The sequence below is a fragment of the Sphingobacterium sp. JUb20 genome, assembly GCF_004342035.1.
GTDB lineage: Bacteria > Bacteroidota > Bacteroidia > Sphingobacteriales > Sphingobacteriaceae > Sphingobacterium > Sphingobacterium anhuiense.
In genome coordinates this window covers 142,164-158,758 of sequence record NZ_SLYV01000003.1, presented here as the reverse complement: position 1 = coordinate 158,758, position 16,595 = coordinate 142,164, and the positions used below count along the sequence as shown (strand labels likewise).

19 protein-coding genes are annotated in these 16,595 nt (G+C 38.2%); 8 read left to right on the top strand and 11 right to left on the bottom strand.

What is annotated here, in order from left to right; translation table 11 throughout:
- Positions 1–121: 121 nt before the first annotated feature.
- The 7 genes from EDF66_RS26070 to EDF66_RS06600 all read right to left on the bottom strand — a co-directional run bounded on the left by EDF66_RS26070 (position 122) and on the right by EDF66_RS06600 (position 4,416).
- Positions 122–295: a hypothetical protein gene (locus EDF66_RS26070; RefSeq protein WP_165902392.1), complete on the bottom strand. Its 174-nt coding sequence runs from the start codon at positions 293–295 to the stop codon at positions 122–124.
- Entirely contained in the window at positions 282–506 is a 225-nt protein-coding gene (locus EDF66_RS06625) for a hypothetical protein (protein ID WP_132841471.1), read from the bottom strand. Before EDF66_RS06625 ends, EDF66_RS26070 begins: the two co-directional genes overlap by 14 nt.
- 128 nt (positions 507–634) lie before the next feature.
- Positions 635–1,081, bottom strand: coding sequence for a DUF5675 family protein (locus EDF66_RS06620; protein WP_132841469.1), 447 nt, complete (start codon positions 1,079–1,081; stop codon positions 635–637).
- Between the two features lie 10 nt (positions 1,082–1,091).
- Positions 1,092–1,646: a DUF6266 family protein gene (locus tag EDF66_RS06615; RefSeq protein WP_132841467.1), complete on the bottom strand. Its 555-nt coding sequence runs from the start codon at positions 1,644–1,646 to the stop codon at positions 1,092–1,094.
- Between the two features lie 50 nt (positions 1,647–1,696).
- Positions 1,697–2,341 carry a DUF6266 family protein gene (locus EDF66_RS06610; RefSeq protein WP_132841466.1) on the bottom strand — a complete coding sequence of 215 codons (645 nt, stop codon included), beginning with the start codon at positions 2,339–2,341 and terminating at the stop codon, positions 1,697–1,699.
- Between the two features lie 667 nt (positions 2,342–3,008).
- On the bottom strand, positions 3,009–3,347 hold the full coding sequence (locus tag EDF66_RS06605; protein ID WP_132841464.1) for a hypothetical protein: 339 nt from the start codon (positions 3,345–3,347) through the stop codon (positions 3,009–3,011).
- Between the two features lie 79 nt (positions 3,348–3,426).
- Positions 3,427–4,416: a hypothetical protein gene (locus EDF66_RS06600; protein ID WP_132841462.1), complete on the bottom strand. Its 990-nt coding sequence runs from the start codon at positions 4,414–4,416 to the stop codon at positions 3,427–3,429.
- Positions 4,417–4,938: 522 nt separating this feature from the next.
- On the opposite strand from EDF66_RS06600, the gene EDF66_RS06595 reads away from it, so the two are divergent.
- The 4 genes from EDF66_RS06595 (at position 4,939) to EDF66_RS06580 (ending at position 6,730) form a co-directional block, all read left to right on the top strand.
- The gene (locus tag EDF66_RS06595; RefSeq protein WP_207898494.1) at positions 4,939–5,370 is read left to right on the top strand and encodes a hypothetical protein; all 432 of its coding nucleotides are present in this window, start codon (positions 4,939–4,941) and stop codon (positions 5,368–5,370) included.
- A 3-nt stretch (positions 5,371–5,373) separates the two neighbouring features.
- The gene (locus EDF66_RS06590; RefSeq protein ID WP_132841459.1) at positions 5,374–5,991 is read left to right on the top strand and encodes a Crp/Fnr family transcriptional regulator; all 618 of its coding nucleotides are present in this window, start codon (positions 5,374–5,376) and stop codon (positions 5,989–5,991) included.
- Positions 5,992–6,093: 102 nt separating this feature from the next.
- Positions 6,094–6,339 carry a hypothetical protein gene (locus EDF66_RS06585; protein WP_132841457.1) on the top strand — a complete coding sequence of 82 codons (246 nt, stop codon included), beginning with the start codon at positions 6,094–6,096 and terminating at the stop codon, positions 6,337–6,339.
- Positions 6,340–6,508: 169 nt separating this feature from the next.
- The gene (locus EDF66_RS06580; RefSeq protein WP_132841456.1) at positions 6,509–6,730 is read left to right on the top strand and encodes a hypothetical protein; all 222 of its coding nucleotides are present in this window, start codon (positions 6,509–6,511) and stop codon (positions 6,728–6,730) included.
- Positions 6,731–6,789: 59 nt separating this feature from the next.
- Here EDF66_RS06580 and EDF66_RS06575 read toward each other — a convergent pair whose 3' ends face one another.
- The 4 genes from EDF66_RS06575 to EDF66_RS06560 all read right to left on the bottom strand — a co-directional run bounded on the left by EDF66_RS06575 (position 6,790) and on the right by EDF66_RS06560 (position 13,676).
- Positions 6,790–8,025: a TlpA family protein disulfide reductase gene (locus tag EDF66_RS06575; RefSeq protein ID WP_132841454.1), complete on the bottom strand. Its 1,236-nt coding sequence runs from the start codon at positions 8,023–8,025 to the stop codon at positions 6,790–6,792.
- A gap of 6 nt (positions 8,026–8,031) precedes the next feature.
- On the bottom strand, positions 8,032–9,387 hold the full coding sequence (locus EDF66_RS06570; RefSeq protein ID WP_132841452.1) for a RagB/SusD family nutrient uptake outer membrane protein: 1,356 nt from the start codon (positions 9,385–9,387) through the stop codon (positions 8,032–8,034).
- 142 nt (positions 9,388–9,529) lie between these two features.
- A complete protein-coding gene (locus tag EDF66_RS06565) occupies positions 9,530–12,871 on the bottom strand; it encodes a SusC/RagA family TonB-linked outer membrane protein (RefSeq protein WP_132841450.1) in 3,342 nt (1,113 codons plus the stop codon).
- Between the two features lie 112 nt (positions 12,872–12,983).
- Positions 12,984–13,676, bottom strand: coding sequence for a hypothetical protein (locus EDF66_RS06560; protein WP_132841448.1), 693 nt, complete (start codon positions 13,674–13,676; stop codon positions 12,984–12,986).
- Positions 13,677–14,679: 1,003 nt separating this feature from the next.
- On the opposite strand from EDF66_RS06560, the gene EDF66_RS06555 reads away from it, so the two are divergent.
- From EDF66_RS06555 to EDF66_RS06540, 4 genes are all read left to right on the top strand, one after another.
- Entirely contained in the window at positions 14,680–15,285 is a 606-nt protein-coding gene (locus EDF66_RS06555; RefSeq protein ID WP_132841446.1) for a helix-turn-helix domain-containing protein, read from the top strand.
- 10 nt (positions 15,286–15,295) lie between these two features.
- A complete protein-coding gene (locus EDF66_RS06550; protein ID WP_207898492.1) occupies positions 15,296–15,553 on the top strand; it encodes a hypothetical protein in 258 nt (85 codons plus the stop codon).
- Positions 15,554–15,555: 2 nt separating this feature from the next.
- Positions 15,556–15,759 carry a hypothetical protein gene (locus EDF66_RS06545; RefSeq protein WP_132841444.1) on the top strand — a complete coding sequence of 68 codons (204 nt, stop codon included), beginning with the start codon at positions 15,556–15,558 and terminating at the stop codon, positions 15,757–15,759.
- Between the two features lie 81 nt (positions 15,760–15,840).
- Entirely contained in the window at positions 15,841–16,581 is a 741-nt protein-coding gene (locus EDF66_RS06540) for a KilA-N domain-containing protein (RefSeq protein ID WP_310438550.1), read from the top strand.
- Positions 16,582–16,595 lie beyond the last annotated feature (14 nt).

Sequence of the window (16,595 nt, the reverse complement as noted above, 5' to 3'; positions counted from 1 at the left end):
ACCGGCTTAGTATAAAAAGAAGAATAATACTATTCACAATCTAAAGGGGATAGTAAAAAACTACCCCCTTAGATTGTGAACCTTTAAAGTTAATCTCGGCTCATTTAATAAGGAGAAAAAACTAGTCGCTTTTACGTCGCCGTACTCTCCCTAAGAGCCTACTGGTCACAAAACTCACCATAGTACCCACCACAGCCACCAAGGCTGTGTGGAGTAAATCTCCTAAGGAAAAGCTAGCCCAGATCGAACACAAAGCTCCCCCGATAGTTCCGATTCGGATATCATTCCACTTCATCCTGTACCTCCTTTTCTTGATTAGGAAGGATTTGCTCTGATGGCGGTAACCCCTCCTCTCCTTTTTCGTCTTTATCATCCAGCACCGTTTCCACAACACCAAGACCCAGTGCGATGTATTTAATAATATTCAGTGCCTTGCCCGGCAGTTTTATCGGCGCCATAAGCACCATCTGTAGCGCACGGCTTATTTTTTGAACTATATTTTTCATTTGTTTAATTGTTAGAAGGTTAGAAAGAAGGTTATGAGGTGAGATTGTTAGTGGGTTAGTGGCTTCTTAAACAAGGTATCCTCCTTCGTCACTCTGTTACTTCGTTACTCTGTCACTAGTCACTTCTCTTACTCCGTCACTTCAATAAACACCTCCCCTTTCATCAGCAATTCCACCAGCATTCCATACAGTTTCTTGTACGCCGTTACCGACTGCACCAACCGATAGTCTCCATGCTCAAAGAAATATCCAGTACCTACAAGCAGACAGCCCGCAGTTTCTTTGTGCGTATTGCCGATATGGATATAGACATAGCTAAAACCAGGAATATTCTTGATCTCGATCATACCCCGATGCAGTTTCGGAAAACGGTCGTAATAGTTACCATTCATCCCGCCATCCTTATTAAACCCTAAGGGATAAATCCCCAAGGGAATAGAAGTGCTTCCCGGTATCTTCTTTGCACGAGGTATATCTTCCAGGCCATAGCAGATAAACTGATTATTCAGGTAGATTTCAGACAGGGTACTGTTCTTCCCCAGCTGTTTACGCAGCACTTTTAATATAGATTTCATAACCATGAGCTTAATTATACCATCCTAGATACTGACTATTACTGCAATTCTGTTTACTACGATCGTGTACGATCAGGTAAAGATGTACCCCAAGCTGCTCCATCCCCGCAGGTAGTTCCAGCTGTAACTTTCCAGCTTTGCGCCACACCTGCTCCTCATTGACAGCAGCAAGTTCCTGTTCTACCGCATAAGCACAAAGCAATACCCGGTCATCGTCTTCAGTACAAGCTACTCGAGATACTTGTGGATCCCACGACAAGGATATGGACTTACCGAAACGCGAAATATCCGTTACCCGAAGCCCACTTATTACACCTGCACTCAATCTTGCTTGAGATGCATTGACGTTGATATCTGGGAATAAGCCTTCCATAGCACTATGTAAGGTATAGGACATGGCCCTACCTATTGCAGTGCCTTTATTTTTGCCCCGTGCAAAACCAATCTGGATAATTGCATTTACAGGATTCAAAAATTGACGTGCTTTTTGAAATTTCAACCGAACAGTTTGACGACCATTTTCAATTTTAGCTTTTTTTGGAGATTGCATTGCTAATACTTTCATATCAAATCCATTATGTAGCCGGCACATAGCGCCGGCTACAGGTTAAACCATTACGTTAAATCCAGTTCACCGAGATAATTCGTCCTACTGATACGCTTTCCTTTTCTATCGGCAAAGAACATCCAGGCATGTGCCTTTTCACTCATGAAATGTTCAGGATATTCGATATCCACTGCCCCACTTCCTCTAGTCGGTGGAACAGGAGCCGTTAAGAACTCATCGATAGCAGGCACATACAGCAAAATATGTACAGCATCATCCAACTCGCCTTTCTGTATTTCTATCGCCTCCGGCGACCAGGTAACCGAGAGGATACCGATCGAAGCACTGGCCCCTATTGTACCCCCAGGTTGCAGATTACCCTTTGAAATCAGTATCTTACTGTAGTCAAGCGTAAAATTGGGGTATGTACCCACCACAGCGGTCTTGATATTGGTCTGCAGCGCCACATTAGTCGGCGTCATGATATCGGCATTGATCTGACCGAAACCCAGCTCGACAAAAGGCGCTATCGGCATGATGAATTTGGCTATCGTATAAAAACGCGCCTGCTGTATCAGCTGTTCTTCCGATGCAGGTTTTGTCCGTTTCTTAGACAATCCCTTAATATAATTGATACTTTTCCAGCTCGAACCTATAATAGCTCCCGCTTTACCGCTAAATCCTCCTAGCGCTCCTTGCAAAATTTTTCCCATTGTTTACTTATTTAAAAATTAAACCATCATAAAGCATTGATGCATACCGGTATAGCTCACTTTACGAAAGCAAACATACGACAGGAAACACCTCAAAATCAAGGGGTAAAAGACCTTTGTCCAATTGCTGACCGGTCCAAATTGGGGATAAGAACCACAAGAAAAGTAAATTGTCCAGTTGCTGTCCTATGCGTTTTTTAAATAGTTAGAAGGTTAGATGATTGGTTAGAAAGTTATGAGGTTAAAATGTTATGGTGGACGTCTATTATCACTCTACCACCGATCACTTCGTCACTAATTAATTGTCACTTACTTATTACTCCTTCACTAGGTCACTAGGTTCCAATTGTCACTCCTTTACCAAATACTAGTCACTAAAAGTTCGAGATTTATTCGGGTCGGATTCGGGAAAGTTTCAGCTTTCCTACACAGATCTTATACACATCCTATACCCCGCCTCTACTAAAATACTAGAGGAACTGTAGAGGCACAGTAGACAAACAGTATAGACGAGGTAGAGCATTGCCGAATCCATTCCGAACAGTGTGCGAATACAGTGGCAAGCTAATCCCAGCAAAAAATTATAAAACTTGAAGCAAAATTGAAAATACGAAAGAAGAATTAAGGTCCCTATTCCGGGCGGAATAAGGATCGGTCAGCAGTCTGATCAATCAGGGAGATTGTGGTATATTTTTTTCAGTTTGACCATATCCTCATAGCGATACAGTTTCCCTTTACTGGTTCGGCTATGGTAGCTGATCATGTTTTTCTTCTCGCAGCGGTAGAGTGTTTTAGGCGCGATGGCTGCGTACTCGCATACCTCTTTGCTATTGACCAATACCACGGGTGGATCGGGAATTTTAAGGCAGATCAGATCTTTGATTTCCGTTTTGCAATCCAGAATCTCTTTTTTCAAAGACTCTAAAAAAACAAACCAGCAATGATGCTGGCAGCCCTGTGATTCCGATGGTTGTCCGAGACAACGACACGATTGGTTTTCCTCCATATGATTCATGTTAGCGTCAATTCCCTTCTAAACTGCTGTATAGTCAGCAACTGACAGGTTTAAAGAAAAAGCGCTACTTTTAATGGAAAATACATTTTTTGTACATTTTGAAAAGCCACCGAAAGTGTTTTCGAAATGAACGCTGACTACGGACCGAAGTTTTAATCAAATCATCAGAACGGCCTTTCAGTGTAGCAAACGAATCATCAAAATCTGCCAGCAGCACTACATCACTGGTTAAAAAACTCTGCAGCATAAATTCCTTCTGGCTCAATTTAAATGGACGCTCCCCATTTCCATAAACCACAAAACCATCCCTCAGAATGGATCCATACTCATAAAAATTCACCTTCTCCCGATCACCTTTTTGAGCTGACTTTACACATTTCTGGAGATACCGGGCCAGTAAATTCGCTTCTTCCATCAATACCCTGAGCGAAGCCACATGCTCAAATTTGCCGTAATCGTTGCATTCTTTAATCAGTAACAGCAATTCCTCGAAAGCTTTCCTGTCCCATATTTCAACACTTTTAATGGAAGCATAAGCGGTTGCTATCGTTTCAAAACTTAGATCTAGGCAGAGCAGTTTCAGACGTTCCCTAAATTTTTCAAAAGTTAATGTTTTATCAAATTTATGATGATAGTACATATAGAACTTAAAATAAGTCAAATGTTCAAACTTCATAATATGAAACATCGGTACATCCGAACAGATGATTTTGATCCAAGGATTGTCCATTTTCAGCATCTCTTCCATCAGGTCTCGGTAAAGACGCAAAAAATTAGGAATTTCATGAAAAAAATTTTCCTTCGTAAGTCTTACATATTCATAAGTTGAATTGTCAATGGAGACCTCACCATTTAGCTTCGCTATATCTAGCCAGCTGAAATTAAAAGCTGCCATCAGTTTCTCTATTTCATCCACCCGGAGCACCGTATATCCCTTTGCACGATTGATAACCGACCTTTGTCCAACGCCAAATACTTGTGTCAATTTTTCCGCACGGACAATTGGATTCGGTTCAATTTCCGCAATCAGTTCAAATATGCTCTCATGGATTTCTTTCATAATCTACGTCTATATGGCAATATATTTAATATTACAAATAAAATAAACACTAAATCTATCGAAATATCGTTTTAAATAAAAATTCATTTCTCCATATTGAGTAAAAAAAAGGGTACACTACATAAAATATACTCAATAATTTCAATTTTAAACAATTTATTAATCAATGAGATATTTTTACTCATATAATGAATTCTACAACCCCACAATGGAATAAAATATACCTTTCTATTCAGAGCAATAGGTACTAATTTTATGAAAGATCGACTTACATGCTACTAGCCATGGCCTATTATGAAAAATATACTACACCAACATGCTGCATAGGTTGATCTCCAAATCCTAATAAATATGAAAAATGATGTTGAAATTAAAGCGCAGCTACTCCCCTATTTCTTTCACCGATTAAAGGAATTAGGTATCAGATGCTGTCCGCATAAAAATGAATTAACAGGAAGTATTCGGGTTCACTATTTAGCACCCGGTCAAAGACTCGAACACCCCCATCCTAGCTTTTTCTTTTTGGTACACGGACTGTTAAAAGAATACCACCGGACCAAACGGAGCATAGAGCCCTCATCATTGATCCAACTCTTGGCTCCCGACACCTGCTGGATTTATGATCAGGTCTGTTTTCGGTTTTATACAAAAGCGCTGGCACCAACTTGGCTGCTCGAAATACCGCTTGATAAACTCCAGCTGATCTGCACAGACATAGCAGCATTCAATCAGTGGCGGGCAAATATCGATTTGTTGTACAACTCAAAACACTATCTATCCGATTTTCTGAGACAGCTTTCCGACCGTAATGAAAGACTACATTACTTTTTAGAAGAATACGCACCCTACATCGACTATTTGAGTGACAATGAGATCAGTGTATTTACGAATCTTTACGGTGAGCAATTACGACGTTTACGCAATACCGCTGTATTTTATAAAACTTTAGACTAAACTATGGGAACCTATTACACAGAAAAAGAAGTACTACAAGACTTCTACTCTTATTGGGAAAAGATTTATCCACCTTTGGAAGACTTCCATCGGAACTGGTTAGCGAAAAATGCACAGATCTTACGCGTTAAAAAAGGACAGGTACTATATGAATCGGACGATCAACAAGAAAATCTTTACATCGTACTGCGTGGTCTTCTGGTTAAAGAACGGTACACCTCATGTAGCGATAATAAGCAGATCCTTACGGTTGCTTTGCCCAATATGGGCTTTTTCACGACCATGCATTATTACAGTAAAAGCCCAGCACTGGGGGATATTGTTGCTGTCCGGCCGGGAATCGTACTGCAGATCCCTTACAAAAAAATAAAACCTTACCGCAACAACGATAAAGGCATCGATACCCTGTTACAGCTTTTAATGCATAAAAAGAAATACCAACTGGAACACTTACGGGCTATGGATGGTATTACACTGACCACAGACCGCTTATTCTATTTAGCAGATAATCTTCCTGACCTTTACCGAAACCTCAGTCGACAGGAGCTTGCTAGATTAATTCTTGCATCCGAGAGCTCGATATATCGGGCTAACAGAATACTTGCGAGAAGAAAAAATTAGATTGTCCAAATTTCTGTCACCTTATGACCTACTTTCGCCAAAATCCCTGCTATATCTTTGAAATATACGAAAGAAGAAAAAAGGAGTAATAACAGAATCATCATGCAACAACAGAAGACAAATAAAGCACAATCTGGAAAGCAGCCAAAAAGAAGGCGCTTTGCTAGCTCCATGATGAGCTACGAGTCTACAGCTATGAGCTGCAGGACTGCTAGACAGATTGCGATAAATCGCAGGTCTTTAATGGGAAGCTGCTGTTGCGCAGGTCCGGTGCGCGATGCACATGGACGTAGATTTACGACATTCCCCTACTGGGTACGGGGTAAAATTGATCTTTCAGTTGTGTAATCACTGAAAGATCGGAAGACCTACTGTTGCAATACCTGATTACAAGGGTACGATACCGATAGTCGGATAAGCAGTAGGCCAATCGTGTACAAGTTCTCGCGAAACTTAAGAAGGGATTGTAACCATTATAAATCTAATGTTAATATAGTAATAAAGATCGGAGGCCCAAATGGCGTATTTTTCATTAAATAGCGGCGGTGATCCCGTAGATCCTCAAGACTATACATTGCAAGCAAGTCAACCTTCTTGTAGTGGCTCAAATCAAATCTGTGCTATTCAAGCAACAAATGATGGTAATAACCATCCTGAGTTAACTGAATCAGTAAAAGATCAAATGATTAAAGCCCTTAATAGTAGGACTTCAAATGCAACTGTAAGCTTGAAGAGCTAAGGATTACCCGTAAATAATCTTTAGTAACAAGGGGCACTTTTAACGGTGCCCCTTTCTGTTTATTTTACTTCCTCAAAGACCAGTACGTCAATTTCTCGTTGCTCCTCTACAATCTGTAATCCATAATTAGCCAGACCTTCATTAAGCTCTTGAAGATTTTTATACGATGGCAGCATAAAACTTTCCTTTACATCAACCAAATCAATTACAATCGGGTATTTATTCTGCATATCTATTCCAAATGCAAGAAAATCTGTACTCGATATTTTATTACCCTTCACCATTTTATCAGACCTATGAAAAGTTCCCTTAATGGCCCATACCTTTCTCATTTTTTTACCCCAGTAAACTTTTATGTTCAAAAACCTGTCCAGATCACACAATGTTAGTTTGGCTTGCTCTATAGGACTTCGTGGATGTTTGTCTAATCTTTCATAACAGATTCCGTTTTGAGAAAGCCAAACTTGAGAGGTTACAAATGAATTAAAATTATCAAATTTTGAAGAATCAGCAACCAATAGTTCAATTCGTTCAGGTCTTAAGATAAATTTTGGTTTAAATATCTCACTATATGCTGTTGTATATGCAGCTATAATCGATTGATTTATGATGCTAGTTTTATAAAAGCCACTCGTACTATCCAAGCTGTAGCTATAGCTTTGAGTAGGCCTTCCATCTTGAAATCCTGTCAACTTAACTTCACCTAACAAGCTCTTCGCCTCAACATCTTTAATGAGAGTCGCATCATTAAAATCCCATTTCAGTGGGAGAGATATTATCCCTTCCTTTGATAATTTCAATATATTGTCACGATTAATAAACTCTGAAAAAGTAACAGCCTGAACATGTCCTCTTAATAACCATGCTACATGAGGAACCCCCGTATGAGGAAAGAACTGACGTAGTAAGGTATCTCCATAAATAACAGGCAATTGAATTTTATTTTCTCTAATAAAAGCATTTGACTGCCAAAATTTTTCAATTGTTGCTTTATCCTGCCATGTAACCATAACAATTTGCAGGTTCTCCTTTAATTCATCCTGTAACTTCTGAAGCTTAGGAAGGGAAGCAATACAAGCGGTACAAAAAGTATCAAAAAAATCCAGTAGCACAACTTTATCATTGCTATAAAGCTGTATGTCTTTTGCTGATTTAAATAATACCTGACTATTGTCCAGTTGGGGAATCTTATCCCCAACATTAAGCCTCTGACTAAAATTCGTTTGATGCTTGTTTTGAGCATGTGCATTCCATGTGATGCACATACATAAAAAGTAAATTATATTTTTGATCATTATTCCTTATCTTATATTTTGTGTTATTCCAGATTGTTCAATTACGATTTGAGGGATTTTGATAGCATATTTAAGCGAATTCGGTTCAAGTGAATATGTTTTCCCATCTAGTACACGTACTAATTGTTTTGCAAATCGAGGTTCTTTATTAAGCCTTTTAAGGTCAGCCCATCTCCTCCCCCTAAAAATCAATTCCAATCGTCTTTGTTCAAGAATTAGCGTTAATAGTTTCGTAGGATCATTTTCCAAACTTGGGGTATAAAAAGTATTACTTATCCTATTCTTCAGTAATTTATTATAATCAGCAAGAGCTTGAGCAGCACGATTAGTGCGGACTGCAGCTTCAGCCCTTATCAATAGCAACTCTGGAACCGTCAGTCCAACGAAAATACCTGAAGTTGATCCATCATAAGATCCTTTAAAAGAATAATAATTTGGAGTGCCGGAGCCAATCCTAAAGAAAGCTGTTTTACGTAAATCATGAGCACCATATGCTTGATACAAATTAGTATCTACCCTACAAAATGCAATACCTAACGGTCCTGCGGAAGGCGTACTGGCAGAAAAAATGACTTCACTATTGAAACGTTTAAATGGTATGCTCAAACCTACATTGATGGTATTAAAATCGATAATTGAATTATTCATGTTCAATGCAGAATCGGCATAAGCATATGCACGCTCATAATCTGACATATCAAGATATACCCGAGCTAACCCTCCGTATGCCGAGATCTTCGCTGGTCTGCCCAACAGTATTTCCTGCTCTGGCAGTAACCTAACCGCTATCTGATAATCTGCTATTATCTGGTCATAGGTTTCCTTAAGCGTGGCCCTTACGGACTTAAAATCTATATCTGGAGATAACCGAAGAGGTAACCCTAACGCATTTACATTTGAAGGAACATATACCGGAGCAAACACAACTGCCAGCTGATGTAGCGCAAATGCTCTATAAAAACAGGCTCCTCCTTTTGTCTTGTCATACAAGGATAGCTGTTTATTCCTTTCAATATCCTTTAGAACTTCCAAAACTTGGTTGACCTGATAAATGGCCCGATATGATGCTTGCCATTGTTTACTATTTGCAATATCGGGATCACTCCAATTATAGGTTAATTTCTCGTCCATATCCGAAAGCCCACTCCAATTAGCGGTGCTTATAAAATAGTCATCAGAGGCAATTTCACCAAAAGTCGGATAAACCGAATTCAATGTACTATAATCATTTAACAGTAGATCCGCATGTTCCAAAGTCTTTGGAACAGCCATTTTTTGATTAGGTTTGCTATCTAAAAAGTCGTCGCAAGAAATTGTTATTATCGAGATAGCATATACGAATATTCTAATATAATTTTTCATCTGTATAAATTTGTTTATTCATTATTCAATTTTCCCTTTAAGCATTCATGCTGCCTTCGGCGGTTTAAATTGTGATGAAGCTATCAGATTTATTCATTCCCAATGTGATTGAATAAATCATGATAGTTTCATAAGATTTCCGTTATAAACTAAAATTTAAACCAACTGAAAGAGCAAAAGGATCCCTAACAGTCTTACCATATTCGGGATCAATTCCAAATTTATTTGCACGCCATATGGTACAGATATTTTGAGCATATCCATAAATCCTTACACTTTTCACCCCCCTTAGTAAATATGACGGAATCTGCCATGAGAGCTGCAAATCCCGTAATTTAATTTGGTCAGCCGAAGTAATAAGAGCAGATGAATACTTATAGAACTGACTGGCATAACTGTTATTCGGGTAGGTAAATGCAGGCACATCAGTAACAAGTTCATCACCTGGTTTCTGCCAACGCCTGGCATAATCAGCATGGCCTTTGCCCGATTCAATAAAGAAATTATTATCAAAAGATTCACGGCTAAATACGTGCCCCAACTGATAGGCGATATTAAAGGAAAACTCAAGGTTACCTAGTTGAAAAGTATTTCTTAATGAACCAAAATATAAAGGCAGCAAAGATCCATGGTTTTCCAGATCAGCTACCAGCGAACTGTTCACCATAGCGGCATAGTCTTTCGAGACCTCTCCATTAAGATAACCACGAGGAGAACCGTCCAGTGGATCCAGACCAGCCCATTTATAAGATAATTGACTAAAAAGATCTAGTCCCTCAATTGGAGTCATCAGTAATCCGCCGGGGCCACTAATATAATTTTTAGCTCTATAATTGCTGAGATAGGATTTTTCTACTTTTGTCCTACTATACGCAAAAACAAGATTAGACATCCACTTAAAATTATTATAGTTTATATTTTTGCTGTTTATCGAAATATCTACTCCTCGTCCTTTCAAGTCAGCACTGTTGATGTTCATTCCAGTAAAACCTGTTGTTGGGTCTATTTGTGTATTTGTAACAAGGTCAGTTGGTCTTTTGATATAATATTCTATAGATCCGCTTAATCTATTACTTGACAAAGCAAAGTCTAATCCCACATTTAACATCCCTACCTTCTCCCATCTCAAGGAAGGATTTGGTGGAGATTCTATTGATGCATAATTTTGATTAGTCGTATAGTTTGGTGAAGATTGCACATATATAATCGGATAAGCCGCAGTCGTATTGTTCACATTACCATTGTAGCCATAGGTCGCTCTTAATTTCAGCAATGAGAATCCAATATCTTTCAACAGCTCCTCTTTAGACAATAACCACGAACCGCCTAATGACCAAAACGGTTGACCTTTACTATTACTTTTTACACCAAAAAGATTCGAAGCATCCTTTCTAAAACTACTTGTAAGGGTATATTTTTGTCTAAACGAATAAGCTCCATTCACATAATACGAAACAAACCTATTGGTAAAACCCGTAATTTGATTGTAATCCGTCAGGAACGCTCCGCCAGCAATACCGTTTAAGGCCGGTACAGTGGCTCCGTATTTGACAGACTGAAATGAAAGAGTTTCTGGATCATACCCGAAAAAAACAGAAGAAATAGAATTCATGTTCATCGATCTGATCTCAGCCCCACCGATAGCATTTATTTCATGATCACTGCCAATAGATTGATGAAAATCAGCTTGAAACCTACCTTGATGAGTATTGAAATTACCATGCAATGTGTTGAGATAATCGCCAACAGGAAGTCCCCAAGTAACACCATTTTTATCCCAAGAGGTATAAAAGTTTATCTGTTCACGCTGTTGAACAGTACCTATACCCCGCCAAATTTCGTTAGGTTGATACACATTCTGATAGGAATAAAGGCCGCTTAATTTTAGTGATTTTGCTAATTGATAATTGGCAGAGATATTAGCCATGGATTCCCTAATCGAATTAATCTGATACGATTGATCCATTTCATCCAGTGGTCTATATTTCCAGTCTAATAACCTGCCCCCTGCTACAGTATCTCTAAAAATAGGATTATAAGGTACATCATCGACAATTTTCGAATCCCCATAATCATCAGCCAATTGCAGGTATGGATAATTTTGAACCATCATATTATATCCCATGGGCACATAGCTTTCTTTACTTTTTGATTGCGTGTAAGAAATACCTAGATCCAAGGTCAAATTTTTGATAGGACGATATTGTGTATTACTCTTAAGTGAAACCCTATTAAAACTTGAGGTGACCAGTGACTGTCTATTATTATCGTACCCGAGGGATATCGATGAATTTAATTTTTCTCCACCTCCTCTCATCTGCAAACTATATTGCTGATTTACCGCTGGTCTGTACATGTACTTTAAATAATCAAATCTGCTATCGACTCCCCTTAATCTATCCAACTCAGCGTTGAGCTCCGTCTCGGATATTGAACCTTCCTTTTTTCTCTTTAAAAGTTGTATTACAGGCGACAATGTGTAGCTATAGTTTTCCATACGACTATCCCAAAAACCCTTTTCAAAGAGATATTGCTCCGCATTGATATAATCAGAACTGTTCATCTGTTTTAGAGAATAAAAATCAGGCTTTTGTGAAACAGTTAAATTAGAATTAAAATCCAACTGAAAGGGCTGATTAAATTTCCCTCTTTTAGTCGTAATTACAATGACACCATTGCCCGATTGCGCACCCCAAATTGAGGAAGCAGCAGCATCTTTTAATACAGTGATATTTTCAATATCGTTGGGATTTATGTTATTGAACATGCCTAATCCAAATTCCGTATACTTACTTGGATAAGGTATCCCATCTACCACAATTAATGGCCATTTTTCCGCACTCATTGTACTCTGTCCCCGCACATTAATATTTAATAATGCTTCCCTACTAGATTGTGTATTTTTAATAGATGATATACTCGGCACTACATCCTCTAGTCTACTCACAAAATCTGTCGACACTTTCCGGTTGAAAAGCTTATTGTCTACAAACTCGAAACTTCCCGTTGCCCGTTCTTTCGGTATCTTCTGGTATCCAGTCGACACCACTTCCACTTCGTCAAGTTTATTATCCTCAGGTATCAATTTAACAATTAACGATACTCCTGAGGTATAATTGATTTCTTGGCTTTTGTAACCTACATAAGAGAATTTCACCAGACCTTTAAGACCCTCGACCGAAAGGCTGAAAGTTCCATCTTTCTTAGTAGAGGTTCTAGCCTTTTCGGCTTCGACTCGGACGGATACACCGTCTAATGGTTTATTGTCTACAGCAGATACGACAGTACCTCGCAATGCATGATTCATAGGCCCATCAGCCCCGCTGTCCTTGCGGGGCGTCTGAGCACTACTCAACATATGAAAGGTCATGAATAAGCACACTAAGAGCACCTTACTGATCAGCAGTATGTCTGCTCCTCGTGGCTTGCATAGCTTCAGGAGATATCCCCAGAGCTTGTTTATATATATTATATATGTGTTCATTGTTGTTAATTTTTGGATAAAGTTTCCCCTATCACCGTTTCTTGCCGAGGGTTGACCAGGTCGTCAATGTATCCCTCGGAAGAATCGGCGTCCACAGGTAGTGAAACTTTATTTAATTCTTTTCTAATATGAGTTCTTGATTCTTTTCTACTGTAGCCTTAGCTTTCATAACCATTGTGAGCTGTTCTTCCCATAGCAATTCGACAGACTCACCACGGATGGTCAGTACTTTTTTGCTGTCTTTGACAATGGTGAGTTTTTCGACCCGTACATCAATCCCAAAGTGCTCATTCAGATCATTCAATATCCTTTGGCAGTATTCTTCCCGTTCTGTCCGTGCGGGTACCGTCAGTTCATAGCAGTAAGTGGATATAGGATCACCTTTATACTTGGGTAAAAACTGTTCACTATGCTCTCCTAAGATCAGTATCTGATCGGTCGGAAAGTTTGCCGGCAGTCCCAGTGCAAAAAGATAGATCTCATAAATGGCCATATTGATCAGTGATATCCGAAGTACATCGGTACTGTCATTTCGAACCACTGAGCTAAAAGAATCCGAAGGCTCTAATAAGCGTATCATCAACGAATAATAGCGCTGTGGCGGCCTTTCCCGCATCAGATATTTCATCGCCGACTGCTTGGAGCTCTGGGTAGATGATGACTCAGGCGTCTTAAAAAATCGTTCTTGTAAGAGTGTTATCATAGTTGGTTTTTTGATAACGTCGACCAGTTTTTCACTCAAATACGAAAACATTTCTTCCTCTCTGGATAGCGCATAGCTGTCCCCTTTGCAAGTTTTTTGCATTTTTTAGTGTTTAAATTAGCTCCCTTAAAACCTACCCGATTAGACATAGCATGGGCATTAAGGAAACCAGGTTAAAAAAATAAAGAATGAAAATGCAATTATATAGTCTTCGTCAATTGGTTAATAATGGTCTTCATTATTGCATAATTTGGATTAAAGAACAAAACCGACTTTTATAATATTAATGTATTACGATAAAATATTAACGAACATTATTTGCTTAACTAAGGGAAAGATTGTACTTTTAAAGTGGAAAAAGAAAAGTAGGCCTCCGATCCTCTTTTTGTTGGAGCATATAATTGTGCACTAATAAAATAAAAGTCGGTAACATAAAACCATTCAGGAATGGTAAGAAGCTGATAATAACCTGTCAAGAGCTCGCATTTTTTAGTATCAGGTATGGGCATCACACCATGCTTTCTACTATTTGCGCACCTTTTGATTTGATACTAGTTTCCCCTAACCTATTTGGCAATATGTTTTTTTATTAGCGAGCTACTGTGGAGCTCGAATAACGTTCTTTAAAAGTTTTAAATAAGCAAACCGATGACTATAATCCTGGATTATGTCGTTAATGGTTCTGTGGGTGGTTACTTTTTGTTCAATCATAATTGTTTTTGGTTATGTGAACGATGTGCACTCTGGAAGCTTGGAGGTTGATCTATTGAAATAACAATAGGTCGGATCCACATGCTCCTTGATCTGGAAAACCGCTACAGTAAACCCACACCAAACCTACACGAGATTCGGATTTTGTCATCAAGAAGACTTATAGCAGATCCGCCCTACTGGTTTATATCTGTAAAGATAGTATTTCCAGTAGAAAATGGCGAACCTACGGTCTTCTCGCGGACAAAAGTAGCGGTTTTTCGCACGAGAGACATCGTTGTAATTAGGAACTACCCTAATCACTATTGTCGCATTAATATTCTATAACAAAGGTAAATACAATAATAGACTTAAGCAAATATTCTTACGTCTATTTTTATAATATTTTTTTAGTATGGCTAGCATTGAGTTTAGAAAAGCATTAAAAACTTTACGATTAAATTTCAAATTATCACAATCATTAATCTCTACTGTTGCTGGTATTGATCAAACAGAATATAGCGCTTTTGAGACTGGTAAGAAAAAACTAGATCTTGATAGTGCAAATAATCTTTCTACAAAAATATGGGGAGTAAAATACACTGATTTCGTATCATTCTCCAATAAGGAAATAAATATTAGCAAACTGCCGGCAGCTACTCGTAAAATTATCAAAGAGTCTGAAAATGTCTCATTAAATGATAGTTCTAATCTATTAGCAAATGCACTAGACAAACTTATAATGGAAGGTTTTCTGAATAAACCAACAACTTCAAAACTAATTCACCATGCAATGGGTGAAGATGTAAAGAATAAAAACACTTCTGAAATAACGAGTCTTTTAGGAAAGCCACCACGTAATAAGATAATTGAATCAATTGGGGGATATAAAAATCAAAAAATTTATATCCATCATGAATACCTAGACAAATATTCATTATTAACCAAAGAGGAATTAATTATCCTCATTTCAAAACAAGACGAAAAGGTGTTTAAGCCAGATAATAACGAAGAACAGTAAGTTTAAAAACATGAAAAAACTAACAATACTTGTATTCCTTCTGTCAATGACTACAATTGTATTTGGACAGGAAGCCGCAAACACCACTGTTAAAGCAATCACACAATCAGGAGTTGGACTAGGTTCAATTATAGCTGTAGTAACCTCTTGGGACAGAAATAGATCTCTAGGATATGCCATCCTTCACGGAATTTTCAGCTGGTTTTACGTTATTTTCTTCGCCATCACGGATAAGGATAACAGATTAAGAAAAATGGATAATAAATAGATATGGATGATCTTATTAAATCAATGGGAAAAAGTCTCTTAGCATTTGACAAAGTAAATTTTGAAAGAGACTTAACAAGACGAGAAAAGAAGGAAAAGGAACATCTAAAGTATGAAATCTATTGGGCTAAGTTCAAGAAATTTAAAGCAGATTTTTCAAAGACAGCACAAAAAGTAGCACTTATGACCAATTATGAACACGGGTAGATTATGAGTAAGAGTAGAACAATACAAGTTAAAGAATCAAAAATATCAGTTATCATTCAAAATGAAACAGATTAGATCAACTTGACAGATATGACATCCTCTTTCCGAGAAGGTAGTGGACTGATAGGGAAATGGATTAGTAATAAGAACACATTAGAATATCTCGGTATATGGGAAAAGATAAATAACTCGAATTTTAATTACCCCGAATTCGGGGTAATTGGACAAGAAGCCGGAACAAATAGATTCATCATGTCTGTAGGGCAATGGGTCGAAAGAACACAGGCTACAGGAATGCTTGTAAAGGCCGGAAGATATGGTGGAACATTTGCACATAAAGATATCGCATTTCATTTTGCTATGTGGTTAAGTCCAGAATTTCAAATATACTTAGTCACTGAATTTCAACGTCTCAAAGACGAAGAAAACAATCGATTAAAATTAGATTGGAACTTGCAAAGAACATTGGCAAAAGTAAATTACCACATCCATACTGACGCTATTAAAGAAAATCTAATACCCAAAGAAATAACAAAACAACAGGCTGGCCTTGTATACGCCACTGAAGCGGATTTACTTAACACCGCTCTTTTTGGTACGACAGCTAAGGAATGGCGTGAAAGTAATCCGAATTTAAAAGGAAATATGCGTGATGATGCAACAATAGAGCAACTGGTTGTACTGAGCAATCTCGAAAGCATCAATGCTTTACTCATCCAACAGGGATTGTCACAGAGTGATCGACTTATTGAATTGAATAAGGTGGCAATCACGCAGATGAAATCATTAATGGAAAGTGGGGCGGTTAAAAAATTGAGATAAAAATTAGCAATAAA